Origin of the sequence: Pseudomonas putida (assembly GCF_002906855.1) — a bacterium.
Taxonomy (GTDB): Bacteria; Pseudomonadota; Gammaproteobacteria; order Pseudomonadales; family Pseudomonadaceae; genus Aquipseudomonas; species Aquipseudomonas putida_N.
In genome coordinates, this window is the sequence record NZ_MINI01000038.1 from 1,861,873 (window position 1) to 1,887,503 (window position 25,631).

The following is a 25,631-nucleotide window of genomic DNA, read 5'->3' on the forward strand; positions in this document are numbered from 1 at the left end:
AGCGGGATCAAAGAAAGGGCACCCTCGGGTGCCCTTTCTTCGTTTCAGTAATCCGCCGGTGCTTCCAGCAACATCTGCCTGAATTCCGGCAGCGGCAGTGGTCGGCTGTGCAGGTAGCCTTGGTACAGGTGGCAGCCCAGGCGTTCGAGAAACGCCAGTTGCTCGGTCAGTTCCACCCCTTCGGCAATCACCGCCAGGTCCAGGCTGCGGGCCATGGCCACGATGGCGCGGACAATCTCGGCATCGTTGGGGTCTTCCGGCGCGTCGCGGACGAACGTCTGGTCGATCTTGAGCGCGTCCACCGGCAGGCGCTTGAGGTAGGTCAGCGAGGAATAGCCCGTGCCGAAGTCATCCATGGCAAAGCTCACGCCATAGCGCTTGAGTTCACGCATCTTGCTGATGGTGTCTTCCAGGTTCTGTATGACGATGCCCTCGGTGATCTCCAGCTTCAGGATCTGCCGCGGTAATCGGTAGTCGTCCAGGCTGCGCAGCACCCGTTCGACGAAATCGTTCTGGCGGAACTGCCGCGGGCTGATGTTCACGCACAGGCTGAAGTCATTGGCGTCGATCAGGCCGTCTTCGAGCATGTGCGCGCAAGCGTCGCAGGCTTCGTCGAGGATCCAGCTGCCAACTTCGAGAATCAGGCCGCTTTCTTCCAGTACCTGGATGAACTGCGCGGGGGGTTGCTGGCCCAGCTGTGGATGGTGCCAGCGCAGCAGTACTTCGGCACCGACGATGCGATTGTCGCGGGCATCGACCTGGGGTTGGAAATGCAAGGCCAGCTCGCCGCGGGCCAGGGCCAGGCGCAGGTCGCTTTCCATGCGCAGGCGCTCGCTGGCGGCCTTTTGCATGGTGGTGTGGAACAGCTCGGTGGTGTTGCGCCCGGAATCCTTGGCCCGGTAAAGGGCGATGTCGGCGCGCTTGAGCAAGTCGGCCGGCGTGGTGCCGTGGTCGGGGATCAGTGCCACGCCGATGCTCGGTGTCACTTGCAGGCGCTGGCCGTCCAGCGACATCGGTTCGGCCAGCAGTTCGCGCAGCGTGTCGGCCAGTTCGCGGACCTTGCTTTCCACGGCTTCGCGGCTGCCTTCCAGGCCGCTGAGCAGCACCACGAACTCATCGCCACCCAGGCGCGCCACGGTGTCTTCCAGGCGCACGCTGGCCTCCAGGCGTGCGGTGATGATCTTCAGCACGGTGTCGCCCACCGGGTGGCCGAGCGAGTCGTTGATGTGCTTGAAGTGGTCGAGGTCGAGGAACAGCAGCGCGCCGCGCAGATTGTGGCGGCGCAGCAGGGCGATCTGCTGGCTCAGGCGGTCCATCAGCAAGGCGCGGTTGGGCAGGTTGGTCAGCGGGTCGTGGTAGGCCAGGTGGCGGATCTGCGCCTGGGCGTTCTTCAGCTGGCTGACATCGCGGGCAGTCAGCAGCAGGCAGTCGACCTCATTGAGGCTGATCGGCTCCACGGACACCTCCACGGTGAGGATGTCGCCGCGCTTGTTGCGCCCGAGCATCTCCCGGTGGTGCACACGGCCGCGCTCCTTGAGCTCGCTGAGCAGGGCGCCGCGCTGCTTGTCGTCGGCCCAGATGCCGATTTCGTAGACGCTGCGGCCGATCACTTCGTCAGCGCTGTAGCCGGTCAGCCGGCAGAAGCCGTCGTTGACTTCCAGGTAGCGGCCACTGCGGCGTTCGGTGATGGTGATGGCGTCGGGGCTGGAGTGGAAGGCTTTGGCGAACTTCTCTTCGCTGGATTTGAGGGCCGCCTCGGCGCGTTGCTGCTGGGTGATGTCGCGCAGGGTGGTGACGCTGCACGGCTGGTCATCGACGCTGATCAGGCGGCTGGCGATGACACAGGTCAGCGGCGAGCCGTTGCGGTGGTTGACCACCACCGCGACATTGCTCAGTGCCTGTTCGCGGATCACCCGCTCGATGCGCTGGGCGCGTTCGATCGATTCGGCCCACAGGCCGATCTCTTCGGCGGTGCGGCCGATTACCTGTTCGGCATTCCAGCCGAAGGTCTGGGTGAAGGCCGGGTTGATCTCGATGAACTGGCCCGTGTCCTGGCGGGTCACGCAGATCGGGTCGGGGCTGACCTGGAACAGGCTGGCGAATTTCTCTTCCGAGGCGCTCAGGCGCTGTTCGCGTTCTACCTGCTCGGTGATATCGAGCAAGGTGCCTGCCATGCGCAACGGGTTGCCTTGGTCGTCGCGATACAGGCGGGCACGGCTTTCGATGTAGCGCGAGGTGCCGTTTTCCAGCTGTACGCGGTAGGTGATCTGGTAGTTTCCGGCCGGGCCTTCGCGCAGGCTGCGGTAGGCTTGGCGCATGCTGGCGCGTTCGTGTTCCGGTACGCCTTCGAAGAACGAATCGAACGACTCATGGAACGGCACCGGGTCCAGCCCGTGCAGTTGCGCAGCGCGGGCCGAGCCGTAGAGCATGCCGCTGGGGATATGCCAGTCCCAGGTGCCAAGTTGCGCCGAGTCCAGCGCCAGGTCGAGGCGCTCCTGGCTGTCCTTGAGGGCTTGCTCTGCGCGTTTGCGTTCGGTGGTATCGACGAAGGTGCTGATCAGGTAGGTGACGCCTTCCATCTCGATGCTCTGGGTGCACAGAATGCCGTCGTGGAGCTTGCCGGTGCTGGCACGGAACTGCACTTCCATGATTGCCGGGCCGTGGTTGCTGCGGGTGGCCTCGATCACCTGATGGCGCTGCTCGGGGTTGACCCACAAGCCCAGTTCGATGCTGGTCTTGCCGATCACCTGGCCGCCGGGCCAGCCGAACATGTCCTCGAAGTGCTGGTTGACCTCGATGATCATGCCGTCCTGGCGGCGGCTCAGCAAAATGGCGTTGGGGCTCAGGTGGAACAGCGTGGCGAAGCGCTTTTCCGAGTTGATCAGCGCGGTTTCCCGTTCGCGCTGGCGGGTGATTTCGCGGATTACCCCAATCATCTGCCGTCGGCCATGGCGGTCGTGGGTCAGGCTTCCGTTGATTTCCAGCCAGTGCAGGCTGCCGTCAGGCCAGCGGATGCGATGGCGCATGGCCTGTTCCACCGGTTCGCCATTGACGACTGCATGAAACAGCTGGCGGGTGCGGGCGCGGTCTTCTTCCGGCAGCAGGTCGAGGTAGTCGATGTCGTTGGGCAGCGGGCGTTGCGGGTCGAAGCCGAACAGCGCCTGGGTACCCCGTGACCAGCTGATCCGGCCGGTATCGATATCCCACAGCCAGGCACCCAGGCGTGCGCCATTGAGTGCCGCCAGCAGCTGCGGGGCGTTCTGCCAGGCCTGTTCCGATTCCTGCGGGTCGGCCGCAGGGATACGCGGCAGGCGCGGAAAGCGATTTGCTGATTTGGGCATTGGTACCAAACCTTTGGCGTGTGACGCGTCCATGAGTTGGAAATGCCGAGCTGACGACCGGTCAGGCGGACCCTGCGTGGCTGTCGAGCAGGGCCATGAAGGCCCTTGCAGCGTTCGATAGCGTGCGCTCCGTGTGCAGAATGTAGCCTAGCTGGCGCGACAGCTGTATGCCGGGCAAAGCGATAGGTGCAACCTGATCATCCAGCATAGTCCGGGGCAGCACGCTCCACGCCAGGCCGATCGACACCATCATCTTGATGGTTTCCAGGTAGTTGGTGCTCATGGCGATGTTCGGCGTCAGTCCCTGGCTTTCGAACAGGCGCTGGACGATGTGGTGGGTGAAGGTGTTGCCGCCGGGGAATACCGCCGGGTTGCGGGCGACATCGGCCAGGCTGACCGCCTGGTTGCTGGCCAGTGGATGCTCGGGCGCCGCCACGAAATCCAGGGCGTCGTCCCAGACCGGTACGGCCCTGACCAGGTGATGAGGCTCAGGGGCAAGGGTAATGACGGCAATTTCAGCGCGGCCATGGAGGATTTCATCGTAGGCCTGTTCCGAATCCATGAACTGGATATCCAATGCCACAGCCGGGTACTGCCGGGTGAAAGCCCGTAAAAGCGGGGGCAGGCGGTGCAAACCGATGTGGTGGCTGGTGGCCAGGGTGAGACGACCGCTCACTTCCCCCGTCAAATTGGTCAGCGCCCGTCGGGTATCATCGAGGACGTTGAGGATCTGGTAGGCGCGGGGCAGCAGTGCGCGGCCGGCTTCGGTCAAGGTCACTTCGCGACCCAGGCGATCGAACAGGCGCACGTCCAGTTGCTGTTCCAGGCCAGCGATGCGTTTGCTGATCGCCGGCTGGGTGAGGAACAGGCGTTCGCCGGCGCCAGAGAAGCTGCCGGTCTCGGCAATGGCAATGAACGCGCTCAGGTTGGCCAGGTCCACGATTTAGGATTCCTTTTGGTTATCCAAAGCATAAAAATTATGAATTTGAGTTATTCAATCTAACCCCATAGCATCGTCCGTACAAGCCAAGGGGTCTTTGGCATAGAAAGACGCTGATGAGGAACAGTCTGATGGCTGGTAAAACGCTCTACGACAAACTCTGGGAAGCCCATGAGGTCAAGCGCCGTGATGACGGCTCGTCCTTGATCTACATCGACCGCCATATCATTCACGAAGTGACGTCGCCCCAGGCCTTCGAAGGCCTGCGCCTGGCCAACCGCAAGCCGTGGCGCATCGATGCCAACATCGCCACCCCGGACCACAACGTGCCGACCACGCCAGAGCGCAAGGGCGGCATCGAAGCCATCGTCGACCAGGTGTCGCGCCTGCAGGTGCAGACCCTCGATGAGAACTGTGACGAATATGGCATCGTCGAATTCAAGATGAACGACGAACGCCAAGGCATCGTCCACGTCATCAGCCCGGAGCAGGGTGCAACCTTGCCAGGCATGACCGTAGTCTGCGGCGACTCGCACACCTCCACCCACGGCGCTTTCGGTGCCTTGGCCCATGGCATCGGCACGTCCGAGGTCGAGCACGTGCTCGCCACCCAGTGTCTGGTCGCCAAGAAGATGAAGAACATGCTGGTGCGTGTCGAAGGCCAGTTGCCGGCTGGTGTCACCGCCAAGGACATCGTCCTTGCCGTGATCGGCAAGATCGGCACCGCCGGTGGCAACGGCCACGCCATGGAATTCGCTGGCAGCGCCATCCGCGAATTGTCGATGGAAGGCCGCATGACCATCTGCAACATGTCCATCGAGGCCGGTGCCCGTGTTGGCCTGGTAGCGACCGATGCCACCACCGTCGCCTACGTCGAAGGCCGCCCGTACGCGCCGAAGGGCGAGGACTGGAAGCGTGCCGTTGAAGCGTGGAAAGACCTGGTTTCCGACGACGACGCCGTGTTCGACACCGTGGTCGAGCTCGATGCCGCGCAGATCAAGCCGCAAGTCAGCTGGGGCACTTCGCCGGAAATGGTGTTGGCCGTGGATCAGCGTGTTCCGGACCCGGCCGCTGAGCCAGACCTGATCAAGCGTGGTTCTATCGAGCGTGCCCTCAAGTACATGGGCCTCGCCGCCAACCAGGCGATCACCGACATCAAGCTCGACCGCGTGTTCATCGGTTCGTGCACCAACTCGCGCATCGAAGACCTGCGCGCCGCTGCCGAAATCGCCAAGGGCCGCAAGGTCGCCGCGACAGTCAAGCAGGCGCTGGTCGTACCGGGCTCGGGCCTGGTCAAGGCCCAGGCCGAGCGTGAAGGCTTGGACAAGATTTTCCTCGAAGCCGGCTTCGAATGGCGTGAACCCGGCTGCTCGATGTGCCTGGCGATGAACCCGGACCGCCTGGAAAGTGGCGAGCATTGCGCGTCCACCTCCAACCGCAACTTCGAAGGCCGTCAGGGCGCTGGTGGCCGTACCCACCTGGTCAGCCCGGCCATGGCTGCCGCCGCCGCAGTGACCGGCCACTTCATCGATGTCCGCGAGTTGATCCAAGGGAGCGCAGCATGAAAGCCTTTACCCAGCACACTGGCCTCGTCGCGCCGTTGGATCGTGCCAACGTCGACACCGACCAGATCATCCCCAAGCAGTTCCTCAAGTCGATCAATCGCACCGGTTTCGGCCCCAACCTGTTCGACGAGTGGCGCTACCTGGATGTCGGCCAGCCGTACCAGGACAACAGCAAGCGCCCGCTGAACCAGGAATTCGTGCTCAACCACGCACGTTACCAAGGTGCCAGCGTGCTGCTGGCGCGGGAGAACTTCGGCTGCGGTTCGAGCCGTGAGCACGCGCCGTGGGCACTGGACGAGTACGGCTTCCGCAGCGTGATCGCACCGAGCTTCGCCGATATCTTCTTCAACAACAGCTTCAAGAACGGCTTGCTGCCGATCATTCTCAGCGACGAGGAAGTCGACGAGCTGTTCAAGCAGGTTGAAGCCACCCCAGGCTACCAGCTGACCATCGACCTGCAGGCGCAGGCGGTGACCCGCCCGGATGGCAAGGTGCTGCACTTCGAGATCGATGCGTTCCGCAAGCACTGCCTGCTCAATGGCCTGGACGACATCGGCCTGACCTTGCAGGACAGCGACGCGATCAAGGCATTCGAAGGCAAGCACCGCGTCGGCCAGCCTTGGCTGTTCCGTGATGCCTGAAGTGCGTAGCTAGCAGTGCTGGCCTCTTCGCGGGTAAACCCGCTCCCTGCAGGAGCGGGCTTGCCCCGCGAAGAGGCCCGTACAGGCAACAAAAAAACCATAGGATTCAGCCATGACCAGCACCTCCCACACCGATGTGGTCCAACGCCAGTTCGGCGAACAGGCCAGCGCCTACCTCAGTAGCGCCGTGCACGCCCAGGGCAGCGAATTCGCCCTGCTGCAGGCAGCACTGGCGGGGCAGGGCAATGCCCGCGTGCTGGACCTGGGGTGCGGTGCCGGCCATGTCAGTTTTCACGTCGCGCCCCTGGTTGCCGAAGTGGTCGCCTACGACCTCTCGCAATCGATGCTCGACGTGGTCGCCAGCGCCGCCAGCGAGCGCGGCCTGGGCAATATCACTACCGAGCGCGGTGCCGCCGAACGCCTGCCGTTCGGCGACGCTTCGTTCGATTTCGTCTTCAGCCGCTATTCGGCGCACCACTGGAGCGACCTCGGCCTGGCCCTGCGCGAAGTTCGCCGGGTGCTCAAGCCGGGTGGCGTGGCAGCGTTCATCGACGTGATGTCGCCGGGCAGCCCGTTGCTAGACACCTACCTGCAAACTGTGGAAGTGCTGCGTGACACCAGTCACGTGCGCGACTACTCCGCTGCCGAATGGCAGCGCCAGGTCAGCGAAGCTGGCCTGCATGTGCGCAGCCACACGCGCCAACCGTTGCGCCTGGAGTTTGCCAGCTGGGTGGAGCGCATGCGCACCCCGGAGTCGATGCGCGTTGCCATCCTCCAATTGCAGCAAGCCATGGGCGAAGAAGTACGGCAGTATTACCAGATCGAGGCCGATGGCTCGTTCAGCACTGATGTACTGGTGTTGTGGGCCGAGCGATAAGCACTTTTCGGTGGGGCCCGCTTGGCCGCACCGCGTGAATGGATAGAGGAAAGCATGAGCAAGCAGATTCTGATTCTCCCAGGTGATGGCATTGGTCCGGAAATCATGGCCGAGGCGGTCAAGGTGCTGGAATTGGCCAACGACAAGTTCCAGCTCGGCTTCAGCCTCGAGCACGACGTGATCGGCGGCGCCGCCATCGACAAGCACGGCGTACCGCTGGCCGATGAGACCCTGGAGCGTGCACGCAAGGCCGACGCCGTGCTGCTGGGCGCCGTGGGCGGCCCGAAATGGGACAAGATCGAGCGTGACATCCGCCCGGAACGCGGCCTGCTGAAAATCCGTTCACAACTGGGCCTGTTCGCCAACCTGCGCCCGGCCATCCTCTACCCGCAGCTGGCCGACGCTTCCTCGCTGAAGCCGGAAATCGTCGCGGGCCTGGATATTCTCATCGTCCGTGAGCTGACCGGCGGCATCTACTTCGGTGCTCCACGTGGCCAGCGCGAGCTGGAAGGCGGCGAGCGTCAGGCCTACGACACCCTGCCGTACAGCGAAAGCGAAGTGCGCCGGATCGCCCGCGTTGGCTTCGACATGGCCCGCGTGCGCGGCAAGAAGCTGTGCTCGGTGGACAAGGCGAACGTCCTGGCTTCCAGCCAGCTGTGGCGTGAAGTGGTCGAAGACGTGGCCAAGGATTACCCGGACGTCGAACTGAGCCACATGTACGTCGACAACGCTGCCATGCAGCTGGTCCGCGCACCGAAACAATTCGACGTGGTAGTGACCGACAACATGTTCGGTGACATCCTGTCGGATGAGGCTTCCATGCTGACCGGTTCCATCGGCATGCTGCCTTCGGCCTCCCTGGATGCCAACAACAAGGGCATGTACGAGCCTTGTCACGGTTCGGCTCCAGACATCGCCGGGCAGGGCATCGCCAACCCGCTGGCGACCATTTTGTCGGTGTCGATGATGTTGCGTTACAGCTTCAATCAGCAGGTGGCAGCCGAGGCAATCGAGAAGGCCGTCAGCATCGTCCTGGACCAGGGCCTGCGTACCGGCGACATCTGGTCGGCAGGCTGCGATAAAGTAGGCACGCAGGAAATGGGCGACGCAGTAGTCGCAGCGCTGCGGAATCTGTAATCTCTCTGGCCCGCCACCAAAAACTCAAGGTGGCGGCCCACTTTTAGCAAAGGTGTAGTTGCGATGAAACGTGTAGGTCTGATCGGTTGGCGCGGTATGGTCGGTTCCGTGCTCATGCAGCGGATGCTGGAGGAGCAGGATTTCGACCTTATCGAGCCGGTGTTCTTCACCACGTCCAACGTGGGTGGCCAAGGCCCGAACGTGGGCAAGGATATTGCTCCGCTCAAGGACGCTTATTCGATTGAAGAACTCAAGACCCTCGACGTGATCCTGACCTGCCAGGGCGGCGACTACACCAACGAGGTGTTCCCCAAGCTGCGTGAAGCAGGCTGGCAGGGTTACTGGATCGATGCCGCTTCGTCGCTGCGCATGCAGGACGACGCGGTCATCGTGCTCGACCCGGTCAACCGCAAGGTCATCGACCAGCAGCTCGACGCCGGTACCAAGAACTACATCGGCGGCAACTGCACCGTCAGCCTGATGCTGATGGGCCTGGGTGGCCTGTTCGAAGCCGGCCTGGTCGAGTGGATGAGTGCCATGACCTACCAGGCGGCCTCCGGTGCCGGCGCACAGAACATGCGCGAGCTGATCAAGCAGATGGGCGCTACCCATGCGGCCGTTGCCGATGACCTGGCCAACCCGGCCAGCGCCATCCTCGACATCGACCGCAAGGTGGCTGAAGCCATGCGCAGCGAAGCGTTCCCGACCGAAAACTTCGGCGTGCCGCTGGCCGGCAGCTTGATCCCGTGGATCGACAAGGAACTGCCGAACGGGCAGAGCCGTGAAGAGTGGAAGGCCCAGGCCGAGACCAACAAAATCCTCGGCCGCTTCAAGAACCCGGTCCCGGTCGACGGTATCTGCGTGCGCATCGGCGCCATGCGCTGCCACAGCCAGGCACTGACCATCAAGCTGAACAAGGACGTGCCATTGGCCGACATCGAAGGCATGATCAGCCAGCACAACCCATGGGTGAAACTGGTACCGAACCAGCGCGAGATCAGCATGCAAGAGCTGACCCCGACCAAGGTCACCGGTACCCTGAACATCCCGGTTGGCCGCCTGCGCAAGCTGAACATGGGCTCCCAGTACCTGGGCGCTTTCACCGTGGGTGACCAGCTGCTGTGGGGCGCTGCCGAACCGCTGCGCCGCATGCTGCGGATCCTGCTGGAGCGTTGATCGCTTCTGCTGCACAGAAAACCCGCGCTGGTGACAGTGCGGGTTTTTTTATGCCTGTGCCGCGAAGAGGCCAGCAAAGACAAAACACTACAATCCAAGTAAAGTGCCGCCCCCCGCCGTTTCAGCAAAAGGATCTCTACCATGACCACCCCCCTGGACATCGCCGTCGTCGGCGCCACTGGCAGCGTCGGTGAAACCCTCGTGCAGATCCTCGAAGAACTGGCCTTTCCGGTCGGCACCCTGCACCTGCTGGCCAGCATGGAGTCGGCGGGCAGCAGCGTGATGTTCGCCGGCAAGAAGCTCAAGGTGCGTGAGGTCGACAGCTTTGACTTCGCTCAGGTCAAGCTGGCCTTCTTCGCCGCCAGCCCGGCCGTCAGTCGTAGCTTTGCCAGCAAGGCCGAGCAGGCCGGCTGCACGGTCATCGACCTTTCCGGTGGCCTGGAGGATGCCCTGGCCGTGGTCCCGGAGGCTAATGGCGACAGCCTTGCCACATTGAACCTGCCAGCCCGCATTACCAGCCCTAGCTGCGCAGCCGTTGCCGTGGCGGTTGCCCTGGCACCGCTCAAAGGTCAGCTGGATATCGAACGGGTGCAGGTCATGGCTGCCCTGGCGGTGTCCGCGCAAGGTCGCGAAGCGGTCAGCGAACTGGCCCGGCAAACCGCCGAGCTGCTCAACGCCCGCCCGCTGGAGCCACGTTTCTTCGATCGGCAGATGGCCTTCAACCTGCTGGCCCAGGTCGGTGCGGTCGACGAGCACGGGCATACTGCCGTGGAGCGCCGCCTGGTTGGCGAACTGCGTGTGCTGCTGGGCCTGCCGGAACTGAAGATTTCCGTGAGCTGCATTCAAGTCCCGGTGTTTTTCGGCGATAGCTTCAGTGTGGCGGTGCAGAGTGGTCGCGCGGTCGATCTGGTGCAGGTCAACCAGGCATTGGAACAGGCCGAAAGTGTCGAACTGGTGGAAAACGATGATTATCCGACTCCGGTCGGTGACGCAGTCGGCCAAGACGTGGTCTATGTTGGTCGTGTACGCCATGGAATTGACGAAAACCAGCAGCTCAATCTCTGGTTGACTACCGACAATGTGCGCAAGGGCGCTGCTTTGAACGCCGTGCAGGTGGCGCAATTGTTGATTAAACACATGGCGTAAAAGATACTGGCGAGCACTTTTGTCCCGCGCCGCACGCAGGTTTTTGGGACGATTCATACAAGGGAAGAGGTCATGCTTCGAATTCGCAAACTGGTTCTGGCCATGGCGGCAGCGTCTGCGCTGACGTCGGGCATGGCGAATGCCCTGGGGTTGGGTGAACTGACGTTGAAGTCGGCACAGAACCAGCCTCTGGACGCCGAGATCGAACTGCTCGATGTGCGCGACCTCACCGCAGCCGAAGTGGCGCCGAGCCTGGCGCCACCGGAAGAGTTCAGCAAGGCCGGGGTGGAGTTTCCGAGCTACCTCGAAGACCTGACCTTCACCCCGGTGATCAACCCCAACGGCAAGAGCGTGCTGCGGGTCACCTCCAGCCAGCCACTGCCAGGCACGGTGGTCAAGTTCCTGGTCCAGGTAATGTGGCCCCAGGGTCGCCTGCTGCGCGACTACAGCGTGCTGCTTGACCAGGCCAAGGCCCAGGGCCAGCAGCCCGCTGCGGCCAATGTCAACCCGGCGACCAGCAGCGCAGGCAGCTACACCACCAAGCGCCGCGACACCCTGTGGCAAATCGCCGCCCGCAATACCCAGGGCGGTGGCTCGGTACAGCAGACCATGATCGCCATCCAGGCGCTCAATCCGGATGCCTTCATCGGCAACAACATCAACCAGCTGAAGGTTGGCCAGGTCCTGCGCCTGCCCGACCCGCAGCAGGCCCAGAGCATTCCCCAGCGCGAAGCCAATCGCGAAGTGGCCGAGCAGTACGCGGCCTGGCGTGAAGGTCGGCGCCTGGGGCCGCGTGCGCGGCAGCTGGATGCCACCCGCCGCGGTGCCGCCGACGCCGCGCCCGAGCGTATCGCCCAGGGCGACAACTTGCGCCTGGTCAGCCCTGGCAAGCAGACTGGCGGCAACAGCGCCAAGGCCATCAGCGACAAGTTGGCGGTGGCCCAGGAAAGCCTGGATACCAGCCGTCGTGACAACGACGAACTGAAGAGTCGGGTGAGCGACCTGCAGAGTCAGATGGACAAGCTGCAGAAGCTGATCCAGCTGAAGAATGACCAGTTGGCGCGACTGGAAGCCCAGGGCGCGGCACCTGAAGCACCGCCTGCGGGCGCCTTGCCGGGCGAGCCGGCCCCTGCTCAGCCCGCTGCGGCAGAGGCGGCCCCGGCCGAGCCTGTGGTCGCACCGGCACCGGCCGCTGTCGATACGGCCCCGGCTGCAGCCCCCGCCGATGGGGCTGAACCTGCGCAGCCAGGCGCAATCGACAAGATGCTGGCCAATCCTATGGTGCTCGGCCTGATCGCCGGCTCCGCGTTCCTGGTGCTGTTGCTCCTGCTGTTGCTGTTGGCACGCAAGCGCAAGGCCCAGCAGGAAGCGGAAAAACACCTGCGCATGGCCCGTGCGCTGGCCGAGGAGGGCGAGCGCAGCCCTGATCTCGACCTGCCACCTAGCAGCTTCGACGAGCTGGAAGTGTCCGCGCCGAGCGTCACCCTGTCGCCTGCCGTGGTGGCGGCTTCTGCTGCCGCTGCTGTGGCTGCGGAAAAACCGGCTGCTGCTGCGCCTGTTGCCCCGGTTGCCTCGCCCGAGCCGGCACAGGACCCGAACGCAGAACTGCTGGCTGAGGTGGATCTGAGCCTGTCACGTGGTCGCCTGAATCATGCGGCCGACCTGCTGGAAACGGCAGTGGCGGCGCAGCCGGAAAATGATGCCCTGCGCCTCAAGCTGATGGACGTCTATGCCCGCCAGGGCGACCACAGCGCCTTCGTCGAGCAGGAGCGCAAGCTGCCTGGTAGCGAAGCGAACACCGCGCAGGTCAACAGCCTCAAGGAGCGCTACCCGGCCATGCTGGGGCTCGCTGCTGCTGCCGCCGTCGGTGTGGGTGCTGCGGCACTGGCCGCCGAAATGGACGAGCAGTATGTGCAGGAGTTGCTTCAGGAAGAGCCGCAAGCAGAAGCAGAGCCTGAAGCGGCACCTGAGCCGCAGGCAGTCGTCGAGCAAGAGCCGGCACCTGAACCAGCATCTGAACCTGAGCTCGAAGCAGCCGCCGAGGCGTTCACCGAGACCTCGGTGCTCGATGATAACGACCTGGATAGCGCCTTCGACCTGAGCCTGGGTGATGATCTGCCAGTTGATGATCAGCTCGAGCCGCCGATGCTGGATGAGGCGCCACTGGCCGAAGCGCAGATGGAAGCCGAGCCGCCAGCCGTTGCGCCGGAAACCGATGCCGATGACGATTTCGAAGCCTTGCTGGCCCAGGCTCAGGCCGAGCCGCAGAGCGTCGACGACCTGGCTGATTTCGACCTGGCCGATTTCGATCTGGACAGTGGCGAAACGGCTGCTCCGGCTACCCCGGTTGCGGCGGAAGAAGAGCCGGTGGACGTTGCCGCCGAGCTGGCAGCCTTCGACGCCATCCCGGAATTCGACCCGATTTCCGAGCTGGAACTGCCGGACGACTTCGACCTGTCGCTGTCGCTGGATGACGACTCGCCGGCAGCCAAGAGCTTTGCCTCGGAGCTGAGCGACGTCAACGCCGAGCTCGACAAGCTGTCGCAGAGCCTGGAGTCGCCATCGCTGGAGCCGCACTTCACTGCCGAAGACGCCGCAGCCGAGCCCGAGCCACTGGACGACCTCGACTTCGACTTCTTCTCCGGTGCCGACGAAGTAGCGACCAAGCTCGACCTGGCACGCGCCTACATCGATATGGGCGACCACCAGGGTGCCCGCGACATCCTCGACGAAGTGGTCAAGGATGGTGATGACGGCCAGCGTCAGGAAGCCGAAGAGATGCTCTCGCGCCTGGTCTGATTCCGCTTCAGGCAGTAACAACCACGACGGCAGCCCTACACGGCTGCCGTTGTCGTTATAATCCCCGCCATTCCGTATCACCCACAGGTTTCACGCTCTTGGACATCATCGACACCGCCGCCACCGAATCGGCCGCCGAAGGCTTCACCCGCATTGCCCTGGGTGTGGAATACAAGGGCTCGCGCTACCGCGGCTGGCAGCGCCAGGCCAGCGGTGTGCCCAGCGTCCAGCAGGCCCTCGAGCAGGCGCTTTCGAAGGTGGCCGACGAGCCGATCAGCGTCATCTGCGCCGGGCGCACCGATGCCGGCGTGCACGGCTGTGGGCAGATCGTGCATTTCGACACCCGCGCCGTGCGTGACGAGCGTGCCTGGACCCTGGGCACCAATTTCAACCTGCCCCACGACATCAGTGTGGTCTGGTCGCGGCCGATGCCGGCGGACTTCCATGCGCGCTTCAAGGCCTGTGCCCGGCGCTACCGCTACGTGATCTACAACGACCCGATCCGCCCCGCGCACCTGGCCGAGGAAGTGACCTGGAACCACCGCCCGCTGGACGTCGAGCGCATGGCCCAGGCTGCCCAGTACCTGCTCGGTACCCATGACTTCAGCGCCTTCCGTGCCAGCCAGTGCCAGGCCAAGTCGCCGATCAAGCACATCCATCACCTGCGCGTGACCCGCCATGGCCAGATGATCGTGCTGGACGTGCGCGCCACGGCCTTCCTGCACCACATGGTGCGCAACATTGCCGGCGTACTGATGACCATCGGTGCCGGTGAGCGCCCGGTCGAATGGGCGCGCGAGGTGCTGGAAGGGCGCAACCGCCGCGAGGGCGGGGTTACCGCGCACCCTTACGGCTTGTACCTGGTGCAAGTGGAGTACCCGGAAGAGTTCCAGTTGCCGCAGCGTTACATTGGCCCACACTTTTTGACCGGTTACGAGGCGTTGGCCGACTGACGCGTCAAAAGTCATTTGCTAACATCGGGCCCTTCACAAGTTCACTCAGGGTTTGCAGTCCATGAGCAACGTTCGCAGCAAGATCTGCGGGATCACCCGCATCGAGGACGCGCTGGCCGCCGCTGAGGCGGGGGCCGATGCCATCGGTTTCGTCTTCTATGCCAAAAGTCCGCGTGCCGTGGACGTTCGCCAGGCGCGGGCGATCATTGCCGAGTTGCCGCCGTTCGTGACCACGGTCGGGCTGTTCGTCAACGCCTCGCGTTGCGAGCTGAACGAGATTCTCGAAGTGGTGCCGCTGGACCTGCTACAGTTCCACGGCGACGAAACCCCGGCCGATTGCGAAGGTTATCATCGGCCCTGGATCAAGGCCCTGCGCGTGCGCCCGGGCGATGACCTGGAAGCCGCCTGCCAGCACTATGCTGGCGCTCGCGGCATTCTTCTCGACACGTACGTTGCCGGTGTGCCTGGCGGTACCGGCGAGGCCTTCGACTGGTCGCTGGTGCCGGCGCGGCTGAGCAAGCCGATCATCCTCGCGGGCGGGTTGTCGGCCGACAACGTTGGCCAGGCGATCTCCCAGGTGCGGCCGTATGCGGTGGATGTCAGTGGCGGTGTGGAGCAGGCCAAGGGCATCAAGGATGCGGCGAAGATCGAAGCCTTCATGCGCGCTGTGAAACAGGCGTGACGGCAGATGTGACGGCTGGCGGCGCGCCATCGTCCATAGGTTTCGCAGCCCTGCGGGGCGGCCAGCAGCATGCTGCATGGCCACAACACAGATTGAAGACGGCGCGGTGCGCAGGCAGCCCCTGCGGCCGGGCCGTCATCGTTTCATAGAAGAATTTGAGCTCAAGGGCAGGGCATGGCCGGCCAGTCCGGTCCCCGTCCGCCAATACTGGAGAAAGAAAGCATGAGCAACTGGTTAGTCGACAAACTGATCCCTTCGATCATGCGTTCCGAGGTGAAGAAGAGCTCGGTGCCGGAAGGCCTGTGGCACAAGTGCCCGGCCTGCGAGGCCGTGCTGTATCGTCCGGAGCTGGAAAAGACCCTGGATGTCTGCCCCAAGTGCAACCACCACATGCGCATCGGCGCACGTGCCCGCATCGACATCTTCCTTGACCCGGAAGGCCGCGCCGAACTGGGCGCCGAGCTGGAGCCAGTCGACCGCCTGAAGTTCCGTGACGGCAAGAAGTACAAGGACCGCCTGGCCGGTGCGCAAAAGCAGACCGGCGAAAAAGACGCCCTGATCTCCATGAGCGGTACCCTGATGGGCATGCCGATCGTGGTCAGCGCCTTCGAATTCTCGTTCATGGGTGGCTCCATGGGTGCCATCGTCGGTGAGCGTTTCGTGCGTGCCGCCAACTATGCCCTGGAAAACCGCTGCCCAATGGTCTGCTTCTCCGCCTCCGGCGGTGCGCGCATGCAGGAAGCGCTGATCTCGCTGATGCAGATGGCCAAGACTTCGGCCGTGCTGGCACGCCTGCGCGAAGAAGGCATCCCGTTCATCTCGGTACTGACCGACCCGGTCTACGGCGGTGTTTCCGCCAGCCTGGCGATGCTCGGCGACGTCATCGTCGGTGAGCCGAAGGCCCTGATCGGCTTCGCCGGCCCACGCGTGATCGAGCAGACCGTGCGCGAAAAACTGCCGGAAGGCTTCCAGCGCAGCGAGTTCCTGCTGGAGCACGGCGCCATCGACCTGATCATCTCCCGTGGCGACCTGCGTCCGCGTCTGGCTCGCCTGCTGGCGCAGATGACCGGCCAGGAAACGCCGGAGCAGGCCCGCGAGGTCGCTGCGGTCGCGTGATGAAACAACGATCCCTGGGCGAGTGGCTCGCCTACCTCGAGCAGTTGCACCCCTCGGCTATCGACATGGGCCTGGAGCGGTCGCAGAAGGTGCTTGCCCGGCTGGCGCTGGGCAAGCTGGCGCCACGGGTGGTCACGGTGACCGGTACCAATGGCAAGGGCTCGACTTGCGCCTTTGTGGCCTCGCTGCTGAGGGCTCAGGGGTTGAAGGTAGGGGTGTACAGTTCGCCCCACCTGTTGCGCTACAACGAGCGGGTGCTGATCGATGGCCAGGAAGCCAGCGATGAGCGCCTGTGCGAGGCCTTCGCCGCCGTCGAGGCGGCGCGGGGCGAGATTTCCCTGACCTACTTCGAGATGGGCACGCTGGCGGCGTTCTGGTTGTTCTACCAGTCGCAGCTGGATGCCGTAGTGCTCGAAGTGGGCCTTGGTGGTCGTCTGGACACCGTGAACGTGGTGGATGCCGACCTGGCGCTGGTGACCAGCATCGGCGTCGACCATGTCGACTACCTGGGCGATACCCGCGAGCTGGTGGCCTTCGAGAAGGCCGGCATCTTCCGCCAGGGTAAGCCGGCGCTGTGCGGCGACCTCGATCCGCCGCAGCCGTTGCTGGACAGGGCCGCCGAATTGGCAACGCCACTGTTCCTGCGCGGTCGCGACTTCGATCTGGCAAGCCACGAAAGTGGCTGGGACTGGCGCGGGGTCACTGCAGACGGCACGCCGGTAGCCTTGCACGGTCTGCCGCTGCTCGACCTGCCCATGGAGAACGCCACCCTGGCCCTGCAGGCCTATCTGCTGATGGGCTTGCCGTGGGATGCCGGGCGGGTCCGTCAGGCCTTGCTCGACACCCGCATCACCGGCCGTCTCGATCGTCGCCAGTTGACCTGGCAGGGCAGGGCGGTGGAACTGCTGCTGGATGTTGGGCATAACCCGCACGCTGCGGAGTATCTGGCCCGGCGTCTGGCTGCGCGCCCACTGAAGGGGCGGCGCCTGGCAGTGTTCGGCCTGCTCGCCGACAAGGACTTGCAGGGCGTCATCGCGCCGCTGCACGGCTTGGTCGACGACTGGGCGGTAGCGCCTCTGCACACCCCACGCAGCCGTCCGGCTGCCGAATTGGCCGCTGCCTTGACGAACCATGGTGCTGCGGTGAAGTCTTACGCCAGCGTCGACGCCGCCCTGGAAGGGCAATGTGCGCAGGCGATGGCGGATGATCAGATTCTGCTGTTCGGTTCGTTTTTCTGTGTCGCCGAGGCCCTGGAATGGCTGGAGCGGCAGGCCCTGGAGGGGTGACTAGATGGCAGTGCTGGACAAAGGGATGAAGCAGCGCATGGTGGGTGCGTTGGTGCTGGTGGCGCTGGCGGTGATTTTCCTGCCGATGCTGTTCACCCGCCAGGACGAGATGCGCCAGGTGCGTGTCGACGCCCCGCAGGCGCCGGCCATGCCGACCCTGCCCGAGGTCAAGGTGGAGCAGGTGGCGGTACCTGAGCCACAGCCGCTGCCAGAGGAGCCCGAGCAGCCGCCGGTGGTGGTCAATGAGTCGACGGCGCCGGTAAGGACACCAAGCCAGCCGATCACGCCGTCGCCGCAGACTCAGCCCCAGGTACAAGCTCAGCCCAAGCCGCAGACCCCAGTGCCAACGCCGGCGCCCGCTGCCAAGCCGGCCGCCCCAGTGGCAACTGCGCCAGCGCCTGCGCCGTCGAAGATCGACGTCAATGGCCTGCCGGTGAGCTGGTCGATCCAGCTGGCGAGCCTGTCCAGCCGGGCCGGCGCCGAGAACTTGCAGAAGACCCTGCGCAGCCAGGGCTACAACGCCTACATTCGCTCGGCCGGTGGCATGAACCGGGTGTATGTCGGGCCGTTGATCGAGCGCGCCGAGGCTGACAAGCTGAAAGACGTGATCAACCGCCAGCAGAAGCTCAATGGCTTCGTGACCCGATTCCAGCCTGAAAAAGGCTGAATCAGGGTCAGTACTGTCCCGGTACGGGCGGCCTTTCGCGACATGAGGCCGCTCCTGCAGAAGGGCGACGCAGGCCTGAAAACCTGACTCAGGGATCCACCTGACATTCCGCTTACTCCCGGCCTTTCGCTCTGGTAAAATGCGCCGCCTCAAACGTCTGCAGGCAGCACCGTGGCCTTTACTCTGGTTGATTGGGCGATCATCGCGATCATCGCCGTCTCCGCACTGATCAGTCTCAAGCGCGGCTTCGTCAAGGAAGCCTTGTCCCTGCTCATCTGGATCGTTGCAGGGGCGGTCGCCTGGATGTTCGGTGGGTCGCTTTCGGTGTACCTTGAAAGCTATATCCAGACGCCGTCGATGCGCACCATCGCCGGATGCGCCATTCTTTTCGTCGCCACCCTGCTGGTGGGGGCCATGCTCAACTTCCTTATCGGCGAGCTGATCCGCGTGACCGGGCTGTCCGGCACCGATCGTTTCCTCGGCATGGCCTTCGGTGCCGCGCGCGGGGGGTTGCTGGTGGTGGTGGCCGTCGGCCTGCTCAGCCTGGGGCCGGTGCAGCAAGACACCTGGTGGCAGGAATCACGCCTGATACCACAGTTTCTATTGGTCGCTGACTGGTCGAAAAACCTGATCCTGGGTTTCACCGGTCAGTGGACTCCCAGTGGGCTGATCAGCGCTCCGGCTGATCTTCCATTCAAGGAGCAGTTGCTCGGGCCGGCAAAGCCCTGAGCACTGTTCGTTCAAGTTTCATCAAAGTAGGGGTTGCGTCGCATGTGTGGCATCGTCGGTATCGTCGGTAAGTCGAACGTCAATCAGGCGCTGTATGACGCGCTTACGGTCCTCCAGCACCGCGGCCAGGACGCTGCCGGTATCGTGACCAGCCACGACGGCCGGTTGTTCCTGCGCAAGGATAATGGCCTGGTGCGTGACGTTTTCCAGCAGCGCCACATGCAGCGCCTGGTCGGCAGCATTGGTATCGGCCACGTGCGCTACCCGACCGCGGGCAGCTCGACTTCGGCCGAAGCCCAGCCGTTCTACGTCAACTCGCCGTACGGCATCACCCTGGCGCACAACGGCAACCTGACCAACGTCGAGCAGTTGGCCAAGGAGATCTACGAGTCCGACCTGCGCCACGTCAACACCAATTCCGACTCGGAAGTGCTGCTGAACGTGTTCGCCCATGAACTGGCCGTGCGTGGCAAGCTGCAACCGACCGAAGAAGACGTGTTCGCAGCCGTTTCCCACGTGCATAGCCGTTGCGTCGGTGGCTACGCGGTGGTTGCGATGATCACCGGCTACGGTATCGTCGGCTTCCGTGACCCGAACGGCATCCGTCCGGTTGTATTCGGCCAGCGTCACACTGACGAAGGCGTGGAATACATGATCGCCTCGGAAAGCGTCGCCCTCGATGTGCTCGGCTTCACCCTGATCCGCGACCTGGCGCCGGGCGAAGCGGTGTACATCACCGAAGGAGGCCAGCTGTTCACCAAGCAGTGTGCCGATGCACCGAAGCTGCAGCCGTGCATCTTCGAGCACGTCTACCTGGCCCGCCCGGATTCGATCATCGACGGTATCTCGGTGTACAAGGCCCGTCTGCGCATGGGTGAAAAGCTTGCCGACAAGATCATGCGCGAGCGCCCCGAGCACGACATCGACGTGGTCATCCCGATCCCGGACACCAGCCGTACTGCCGCGCTGGAGCTGGCCAACCGTCTGGGCGTTAAGTTCCGCGAAGGCTTCGTCAAGAACCGCTACATCGGCCGTACCTTCATCATGCCTGGCCAGGCCGCACGCAAGAAGTCGGTGCGCCAGAAGCTCAACGCCATCGAGCTGGAATTCCGCGGCAAGAACGTGATGCTGGTGGACGACTCGATCGTGCGCGGTACCACCTGCAAGCAGATCATCCAGATGGCCCGCGAAGCTGGCGCCAAGAACGTCTACTTCTGCTCCGCAGCCCCTGCGGTGCGCTACCCCAACGTCTACGGCATCGACATGCCGAGTGTTCACGAACTGATCGCCCACAACCGTACCACCGAACAGGTGGCCGAGTTGATCGGCGCCGACTGGCTGGTCTACCAGGACCTGCCGGACCTGATCGACTCGGTCGGTGGCGGCAAGGTCAAGATCGAACACTTCGATTGCGCGGTGTTCAACGGTGAATACGTCACCGGTGACATCGACGAAGCCTACCTTGACCGTATCGAGCAGGCCCGTAACGATCTGGCCAAGGTCAAGAACCAGGCGGTCAGCGCAATCATCGACCTCTACAACAACTGATTTGGGAGCGACGGCATGACGGATCAATGGGATGCCGGACGACTGGACAGTGACCTCGAGGGTGTCGGTTTCGACACCCTGGCGGTGCGCGCCGGTCAAAACCGTACACCGGAGGCCGAGCACAGCGAAGCGCTGTTCCTGACCTCCAGCTATGTGTTCCGCACGGCGGCCGATGCCGCTGCGCGCTTTGCCGGCGAAACGCCGGGCAACGTTTACTCGCGCTACACCAACCCGTCCGTGCGTGCGTTCGAAGAGCGCCTGGCGGCCATGGAAGGCGCCGAGCAGGCCGTGGGCACCTCCACCGGCATGGCGGCGATCCTTGCCGTAGTCATGTCGCTGTGCAGTGCCGGCGACCACGTGCTGGTGTCGCAGAGCGTATTCGGCTCGACCATCAGCCTGTTCGAGAAGTACTTCAAGCGTTTCGGTGTGCAGGTGGACTACGTGCCACTGGTCAATCTTGCTGGCTGGGAAAAGGCCATCAAGGCCAACACCAAGCTGCTGATCGTCGAATCCCCGTCCAACCCGCTGGCCGAGTTGGTGGATATTCCTGCGCTGGCTGAAATTGCCCACGCCCGTGGTGCCATGCTGGTGGTGGACAACTGCTTCAGCACCCCGGCCTTGCAGCAGCCGCTCAAGCTGGGTGCCGACATCGTGTTCCACTCGGCCACCAAGTTCATCGACGGCCAGGGCCGTTGCATGGGGGGCGTGGTTGCCGGCCGTGCCGAGCAGATGAAAGAAGTGGTGGGCTTCCTGCGTACTGCCGGGCCGACCCTCAGCCCGTTCAACGCCTGGATCTTCACCAAAGGCCTGGAAACCCTCAAGCTGCGCATGCGTGCGCACTGCGAGAGTGCCCAGATCCTGGCTGAATGGCTGGAGCAGCAGGAGGGCGTGGAGAAGGTGCATTACGCCGGCCTGCCGAGCCACCCGCAGCACGAGCTGGCCAAGCGTCAGATGAGCGGCTTCGGTGCGGTGGTCAGCTTCGAGGTCAAAGGTGGCAAAGAGGGCGCCTGGCGCTTCATCGATGCGACCCGGGTGATTTCGATCACCACCAACCTCGGCGACAGCAAGACCACCATCGCCCACCCGGCCACCACCTCCCACGGCCGTCTGACGCCGCAGGAGCGTGAAGCTGCGGGCATCCGCGACAGCCTGATCCGGGTTGCCGTGGGCCTGGAAGACGTGGCCGACCTGCAGGCGGACCTCGCCCGTGGGCTGGCGGCGCTGTGATGGAAATCCGCGGCGGTGTACCCGGCCATAACGGTCGGGTTGCCCTGGTCACCGGTGCCGCCCGCGGCATCGGCCTGGGCATTGCCGCGTGGCTGATCTGCGAAGGTTGGCAAGTGGTGCTCAGCGACCTTGACCGCCAGCGCGGTGCCAAGGTGGCCAAGGCCCTGGGCGAAAACGCCTGGTTCATCACCATGGACGTGGCCGACGAGGCCCAGGTCAGTGCCGGGGTGTCCGAGGTGCTTGGTCAGTTCGGGCGGCTGGATGCGCTGGTATGCAACGCGGCGATCGCCAATCCACACAACCAGACTCTGGAAAGCCTGAGCCTGGCGCAGTGGAACCGGGTGCTGGCGGTCAACCTCAATGGCCCGATGTTGCTGGCCAAGCATTGTGCGCCGTACCTGCGTGCGCACAATGGGGCGATCGTCAACCTGACTTCGACCCGTGCCCGGCAGTCCGAACCGGACACCGAGGCCTACGCGGCGAGCAAGGGCGGCCTGGTAGCCTTGACCCATGCCCTAGCCATGAGCCTGGGCCCGGAGATCCGCGTCAATGCGGTGAGCCCTGGCTGGATCGATGCCCGTGACCCGTCCCAGCGCCGTGCCGAGCCCTTGACCGAGGCCGACCATTCCCAGCACCCGACGGGCAGGGTAGGGACGGTGGAGGATGTGGCGGCCATGGTCGCCTGGCTGCTGTCGCGCCAGGCCGGGTTCGTCACTGGCCAGGAGTTCGTGGTCGACGGCGGCATGACCCGCAAGATGATCTACACCTGAGCAGGCTGCAGTAAGGGAAGGGGACCGAAAGGTCCCTTTTCCGTTTTGGCCTTTTTTGAAAAAAATTCAACGGGGCTATTGACTTAGCTTCGGCACCTGCGTAAATTTCGCGGCCTCAGCGAAGCAAACGCAACAAGCAACATCGCGAGGGTGATTAGCTCAGCCGGGAGAGCATCTGCCTTACAAGCAGAGGGTCGGCGGTTCGATCCCGTCATCACCCACCACTTCCTGAGGTTGTTTCTAGCGCTGGGCGCTTCTGATGAAGCCGAAAGCCGGAGAGAAACACACTGCGCAGCGGTAGTTCAGTCGGTTAGAATACCGGCCTGTCACGCCGGGGGTCGCGGGTTCGAGTCCCGTCCGCTGCGCCATTTTTCAGTAACAGATGGGTGCCTGGCACCGGTCTGAAGTCGAAGGCGAAATGCCTGAGGCTGATCCCAGTTTCAATCGGGCGCAAGCCTGAACGATACGCAGCGGTAGTTCAGTCGGTTAGAATACCGGCCTGTCACGCCGGGGGTCGCGGGTTCGAGTCCCGTCCGCTGCGCCATCTTCGTTTCGAGGTCCCTAGAACACCTTGAAGCAAACACAAATGAAGCGATCACACGTCGCTTTTTTTGTGCCTGCCCTGAGGCCATCGCGCCGGAAGGGTAGACCCAGTTTTCAATCGGGCGAAAGCCTGAATGATACGCAGCGGTAGTTCAGTCGGTTAGAATACCGGCCTGTCACGCCGGGGGTCGCGGGTTCGAGTCCCGTCCGCTGCGCCATCTTCGCCTCAAGGCCCCTTGAACGCCTTGAAGCAACGAGAAAGCGACCTTCGGGTCGCTTTTTTCGTTTCTGGGCCGTGCCGGCGACCAGATTTACACGATCCTGACAGACTCTTCACCGATCAACGGTTTCAGTGCTTGCCTGCAGTGATGCACAATAGGCCTCTTTTGACTTACCCGGAATTCGCAATGACCAGATCATCCGTCTTTGGTGCGCTCGGGCTGGCCCTGGTGCTGGCGGGCGTGACCGGTTGCTCTTCGAAGAAAGCCGCCATCTACGAGCACGAGAACTTCGACGACTCGGGGACCTACTCGCGCAGCTTCCCGGTGACCGATGCCGGCTCCTGCGAAGCGGCTCGCCGTGCGTTGCTCAGCCAGGGCTACATCATCACCAGCAGTGGCGCCAACCAGGTGATGGGCAACAAGAGCTTCCAGCAGAACAGCGAAAACCACCTGCAGATCAGCTTCAACGTGACCTGTGCGCCAGACGTCAACGACGACAAGCGTTCGACCATGTTTGCCAACGCCCTGCAGGACCGTTACAGCCTGAAGAAGTCCAACAGCTCGGCCAGCCTGGGGGTCGGCGTGCTCGGCTCGGTATCCATGCCGATCGGCTCCAGCGACGACTCGATGGTCAAGGTCGCCAGCGAGACGGTGACGGCGGCGCAGTTCTACGATCGCTACTTCGCCCTGGTGGAAAGTTTCCTGCCCAAGCCGAAGAAGGTCGCCAAGGCCAAGGTTGAAGCACCTGTGGCCAAGCCGGAAAAGCCAGCGCCTGACCTGGGCTTGCCGGAGCAGGCCTCGGTAGCGCCGGCCGTCGTAGCGCCAGCGGCTGCGCCCTTGGTTGACGCCACACCCGCACCTGCGGCGGTTGCACCTGCCAGTGAAGCGGCGGCCAAGCCGGTAGTCGATGATAGCCAGAGTTCGCAACCGGTGGCGCCGCCAGTGGAAGCCGCACCGATTCAGGTGCAGCAGGATGCGCAGCCTGCTCCGTCGTCGCTTTAATTCGCTGTAACAGATGAGCGGCGATAACTGCCTGAACACCTGCTACGTTTACCACTCATGAGCTTGTCATCATTCCTTCACCCGGCCCGTTTAGGTTGAAGGCATGACCAAAGAAGACAGATGAGAAGGGGACGTAGGGCGATGGATGACTATCAGGAAGAGCTGCTCGAATTTCAGGCTTACGAACTGGATCCGCCAGAACCGGCAGACGACGCTACAGAGCTTTAACCTGCCCGCCGCTGGCTGCGGCGAAACTCCCCCGGCGTAACGCCCGTCCAGCGCTTGAATGCGCGCTGGAAGGCCTCTGCCGATGCAAACCCCAACAGATAGGCGATCTCGCCAAAAGCCAGCTCCGTATCGCGGATATAGGCTTCGGCGAGGTCGCGTCGTGTGTCGTTGAGCAGGTCGCGAAAGCGCGTGCCTTCTTCAGCCAGTTTGCGCCGCAGTGTCCAGGTTGGCAGTTGCAGGTGCAATGCCACTTCTTCCAGGTCAGGCTCGCGGCCGCCATTGAGCAGCGGGCCAAGCAGGTGGGTGATGCGCTCGCCCAGGCTGCGCACCCGGGTGCGTTGGAGCATTTGTGCTTCACACAACTGCAGAAGGTGGCTGAAGGTGCTCGGGCAGTGCTGTGGGTTGGTGTGCTCGAGCGTGCTGCGGCTCAGCCGCACGCGGTTGGCGCTGGCGCCGAATTGCACGGGCGTGCTGCAAAGGGGCTGGTAGCCGGCGGCGTAGTCGGGCGCATCGAATTCGACTTCCAGGCGCTCGGCCTGCAAGGGGGCGCCAGCCAGGGCGGCCAGTTGCGCCAGCCAGCCGGCCAGCAGCGAATCGACCACAAAGCGGTTGTAGTCGTTGTAGGGGCTGATCGAGTAGAACGTCAGCCAAGCGCCCAGCGCGTCTTCCTGATAGCTGGAGTGGCCACGGTAATTGGCGGCGTACAGTGGCTCGAAGCGCAGCAGAGTGCGTGCCGCCTCGCCCAGGGTAGGGGCCTGGGCTGCCGTGACGCCGGCCAGACCGGCCTGGGCCAGGCGGCTGAGGCGCCCCATGCGCAGGCCCAGCGCTGGCTCGCCACACAGCGCGATGGCCGCATGCCCAAGGTGCATGTAGCGCGGGATCGACAGGCGCGCGCCAGCTTCGGCCAGGCGTGCGCTATCGAGCCCGTAGCGCTGAAGCAACGGCGCCGGATCATGACCTTGCTCGCGCAGGGCTTCGGCCAGGGGCTGGACGAAGCCCACCGAAAGGTCGCCCAGGCGCACGCGGGGGCGGCTCAT

Annotated in this window: 20 protein-coding genes and 4 tRNA genes; 21 read left to right on the forward strand and 3 right to left on the reverse strand. The window is 63.7% G+C overall.

The window, feature by feature from the left end; genetic code table 11:
• Positions 1-44: 44 nt before the first annotated feature.
• On the reverse strand, positions 45-3,341 hold the full coding sequence (locus tag BGP85_RS21285) for a PAS domain S-box protein (RefSeq protein WP_103449726.1): 3,297 nt from the start codon (positions 3,339-3,341) through the stop codon (positions 45-47).
• A 61-nt stretch (positions 3,342-3,402) separates the two neighbouring features.
• Positions 3,403-4,281, reverse strand: coding sequence for a LysR family transcriptional regulator (locus tag BGP85_RS21290; protein ID WP_103449727.1), 879 nt, complete (start codon positions 4,279-4,281; stop codon positions 3,403-3,405).
• 131 nt (positions 4,282-4,412) lie between these two features.
• On the opposite strand from BGP85_RS21290, the gene leuC reads away from it, so the two are divergent.
• The 21 genes from leuC (at position 4,413) to BGP85_RS21395 (ending at position 24,366) form a co-directional block, all read left to right on the forward strand.
• Positions 4,413-5,846: a 3-isopropylmalate dehydratase large subunit gene (gene leuC, locus BGP85_RS21295; protein WP_103449728.1), complete on the forward strand. Its 1,434-nt coding sequence runs from the start codon at positions 4,413-4,415 to the stop codon at positions 5,844-5,846.
• Positions 5,843-6,487, forward strand: a complete 645-nt coding sequence (leuD, locus tag BGP85_RS21300; RefSeq protein WP_103449729.1) for a 3-isopropylmalate dehydratase small subunit — start codon at positions 5,843-5,845, stop codon at positions 6,485-6,487. The genes leuC and leuD overlap by 4 nt, the downstream gene beginning before the upstream one ends.
• A 112-nt stretch (positions 6,488-6,599) precedes the next feature.
• Positions 6,600-7,364, forward strand: a complete 765-nt coding sequence (locus BGP85_RS21305) for a class I SAM-dependent methyltransferase (RefSeq protein ID WP_103449730.1) — start codon at positions 6,600-6,602, stop codon at positions 7,362-7,364.
• Between the two features lie 54 nt (positions 7,365-7,418).
• Positions 7,419-8,501 (forward strand): 3-isopropylmalate dehydrogenase, encoded by a 1,083-nt coding sequence (gene leuB / locus BGP85_RS21310; RefSeq protein ID WP_103449731.1) that lies wholly within the window; start codon positions 7,419-7,421, stop codon positions 8,499-8,501.
• Positions 8,502-8,564: 63 nt separating this feature from the next.
• On the forward strand, positions 8,565-9,677 hold the full coding sequence (gene asd, locus BGP85_RS21315) for an aspartate-semialdehyde dehydrogenase (protein WP_103449732.1): 1,113 nt from the start codon (positions 8,565-8,567) through the stop codon (positions 9,675-9,677).
• A 141-nt stretch (positions 9,678-9,818) separates the two neighbouring features.
• Positions 9,819-10,823, forward strand: coding sequence for an aspartate-semialdehyde dehydrogenase (locus BGP85_RS21320; RefSeq protein ID WP_103449733.1), 1,005 nt, complete (start codon positions 9,819-9,821; stop codon positions 10,821-10,823).
• Positions 10,824-10,895: 72 nt separating this feature from the next.
• Complete coding sequence (locus tag BGP85_RS21325; protein ID WP_103449734.1) at positions 10,896-13,622, forward strand: FimV/HubP family polar landmark protein; 2,727 nt, start codon at positions 10,896-10,898, stop codon at positions 13,620-13,622.
• A gap of 98 nt (positions 13,623-13,720) precedes the next feature.
• A complete protein-coding gene (gene truA, locus BGP85_RS21330; RefSeq protein WP_027919148.1) occupies positions 13,721-14,575 on the forward strand; it encodes a tRNA pseudouridine(38-40) synthase TruA in 855 nt (284 codons plus the stop codon).
• Between the two features lie 61 nt (positions 14,576-14,636).
• The gene (locus tag BGP85_RS21335) at positions 14,637-15,257 is read left to right on the forward strand and encodes a phosphoribosylanthranilate isomerase (RefSeq protein WP_103449735.1); all 621 of its coding nucleotides are present in this window, start codon (positions 14,637-14,639) and stop codon (positions 15,255-15,257) included.
• A 222-nt stretch (positions 15,258-15,479) separates the two neighbouring features.
• On the forward strand, positions 15,480-16,373 hold the full coding sequence (accD, locus tag BGP85_RS21340; RefSeq protein ID WP_103449736.1) for an acetyl-CoA carboxylase, carboxyltransferase subunit beta: 894 nt from the start codon (positions 15,480-15,482) through the stop codon (positions 16,371-16,373).
• Positions 16,373-17,659 (forward strand): bifunctional tetrahydrofolate synthase/dihydrofolate synthase, encoded by a 1,287-nt coding sequence (folC, locus tag BGP85_RS21345; RefSeq protein ID WP_103449737.1) that lies wholly within the window; start codon positions 16,373-16,375, stop codon positions 17,657-17,659. Before accD ends, folC begins: the two co-directional genes overlap by 1 nt.
• A gap of 4 nt (positions 17,660-17,663) precedes the next feature.
• Positions 17,664-18,326 carry an SPOR domain-containing protein gene (locus BGP85_RS21350; RefSeq protein ID WP_103449738.1) on the forward strand — a complete coding sequence of 221 codons (663 nt, stop codon included), beginning with the start codon at positions 17,664-17,666 and terminating at the stop codon, positions 18,324-18,326.
• 171 nt (positions 18,327-18,497) lie between these two features.
• The gene (locus BGP85_RS21355; protein ID WP_103449739.1) at positions 18,498-19,055 is read left to right on the forward strand and encodes a CvpA family protein; all 558 of its coding nucleotides are present in this window, start codon (positions 18,498-18,500) and stop codon (positions 19,053-19,055) included.
• Positions 19,056-19,097: 42 nt separating this feature from the next.
• Positions 19,098-20,603 carry an amidophosphoribosyltransferase gene (purF, locus tag BGP85_RS21360; protein WP_103449740.1) on the forward strand — a complete coding sequence of 502 codons (1,506 nt, stop codon included), beginning with the start codon at positions 19,098-19,100 and terminating at the stop codon, positions 20,601-20,603.
• Positions 20,604-20,618: 15 nt separating this feature from the next.
• Entirely contained in the window at positions 20,619-21,830 is a 1,212-nt protein-coding gene (locus BGP85_RS21365) for an O-succinylhomoserine sulfhydrylase (RefSeq protein ID WP_103449741.1), read from the forward strand.
• Complete coding sequence (locus tag BGP85_RS21370) at positions 21,830-22,600, forward strand: SDR family oxidoreductase (protein ID WP_181004548.1); 771 nt, start codon at positions 21,830-21,832, stop codon at positions 22,598-22,600. The genes BGP85_RS21365 and BGP85_RS21370 overlap by 1 nt, the downstream gene beginning before the upstream one ends.
• A gap of 148 nt (positions 22,601-22,748) precedes the next feature.
• A tRNA-Val gene (locus BGP85_RS21375) sits at positions 22,749-22,824 on the forward strand.
• Between the two features lie 67 nt (positions 22,825-22,891).
• A tRNA-Asp gene (locus BGP85_RS21380) sits at positions 22,892-22,968 on the forward strand.
• A gap of 99 nt (positions 22,969-23,067) precedes the next feature.
• Positions 23,068-23,144: transfer RNA gene (locus BGP85_RS21385), tRNA-Asp, on the forward strand.
• A 140-nt stretch (positions 23,145-23,284) separates the two neighbouring features.
• Positions 23,285-23,361, forward strand: a tRNA-Asp gene (locus BGP85_RS21390).
• A 189-nt stretch (positions 23,362-23,550) separates the two neighbouring features.
• Complete coding sequence (locus tag BGP85_RS21395) at positions 23,551-24,366, forward strand: DUF2242 domain-containing protein (protein WP_103449743.1); 816 nt, start codon at positions 23,551-23,553, stop codon at positions 24,364-24,366.
• Positions 24,367-24,590: 224 nt separating this feature from the next.
• Here BGP85_RS21395 and BGP85_RS21400 read toward each other — a convergent pair whose 3' ends face one another.
• Positions 24,591-25,631, reverse strand: coding sequence for an AraC family transcriptional regulator (locus BGP85_RS21400; protein ID WP_103449744.1), 1,041 nt, complete (start codon positions 25,629-25,631; stop codon positions 24,591-24,593).

Bases quoted from the DNA above. Each gene is read 5' to 3' on its own strand.
- BGP85_RS21370 (WP_181004548.1), top strand. From the start codon at position 21,830: ATGGAAATCCGCGGCGGTGTACCCGGCCATAACGGTCGGGTTGCCCTG.
- folC (WP_103449737.1), top strand. From the start codon at position 16,373: ATGAAACAACGATCCCTGGGCGAGTGGCTCGCCTACCTCGAGCAGTTG.
- purF (WP_103449740.1), top strand. From the start codon at position 19,098: ATGTGTGGCATCGTCGGTATCGTCGGTAAGTCGAACGTCAATCAGGCG.
- accD (WP_103449736.1), top strand. From the start codon at position 15,480: ATGAGCAACTGGTTAGTCGACAAACTGATCCCTTCGATCATGCGTTCC.
- BGP85_RS21325 (WP_103449734.1), top strand. From the start codon at position 10,896: ATGCTTCGAATTCGCAAACTGGTTCTGGCCATGGCGGCAGCGTCTGCG.
- BGP85_RS21350 (WP_103449738.1), top strand. From the start codon at position 17,664: ATGGCAGTGCTGGACAAAGGGATGAAGCAGCGCATGGTGGGTGCGTTG.
- BGP85_RS21320 (WP_103449733.1), top strand. From the start codon at position 9,819: ATGACCACCCCCCTGGACATCGCCGTCGTCGGCGCCACTGGCAGCGTC.
- BGP85_RS21400 (WP_103449744.1), bottom strand. From the start codon at position 25,631: ATGAGCCGCCCCCGCGTGCGCCTGGGCGACCTTTCGGTGGGCTTCGTC.
- BGP85_RS21335 (WP_103449735.1), top strand. From the start codon at position 14,637: ATGAGCAACGTTCGCAGCAAGATCTGCGGGATCACCCGCATCGAGGAC.
- leuD (WP_103449729.1), top strand. From the start codon at position 5,843: ATGAAAGCCTTTACCCAGCACACTGGCCTCGTCGCGCCGTTGGATCGT.
- BGP85_RS21365 (WP_103449741.1), top strand. From the start codon at position 20,619: ATGACGGATCAATGGGATGCCGGACGACTGGACAGTGACCTCGAGGGT.
- leuB (WP_103449731.1), top strand. From the start codon at position 7,419: ATGAGCAAGCAGATTCTGATTCTCCCAGGTGATGGCATTGGTCCGGAA.
- asd (WP_103449732.1), top strand. From the start codon at position 8,565: ATGAAACGTGTAGGTCTGATCGGTTGGCGCGGTATGGTCGGTTCCGTG.
- leuC (WP_103449728.1), top strand. From the start codon at position 4,413: ATGGCTGGTAAAACGCTCTACGACAAACTCTGGGAAGCCCATGAGGTC.
- BGP85_RS21305 (WP_103449730.1), top strand. From the start codon at position 6,600: ATGACCAGCACCTCCCACACCGATGTGGTCCAACGCCAGTTCGGCGAA.
- BGP85_RS21285 (WP_103449726.1), bottom strand. From the start codon at position 3,341: ATGCCCAAATCAGCAAATCGCTTTCCGCGCCTGCCGCGTATCCCTGCG.
- BGP85_RS21395 (WP_103449743.1), top strand. From the start codon at position 23,551: ATGACCAGATCATCCGTCTTTGGTGCGCTCGGGCTGGCCCTGGTGCTG.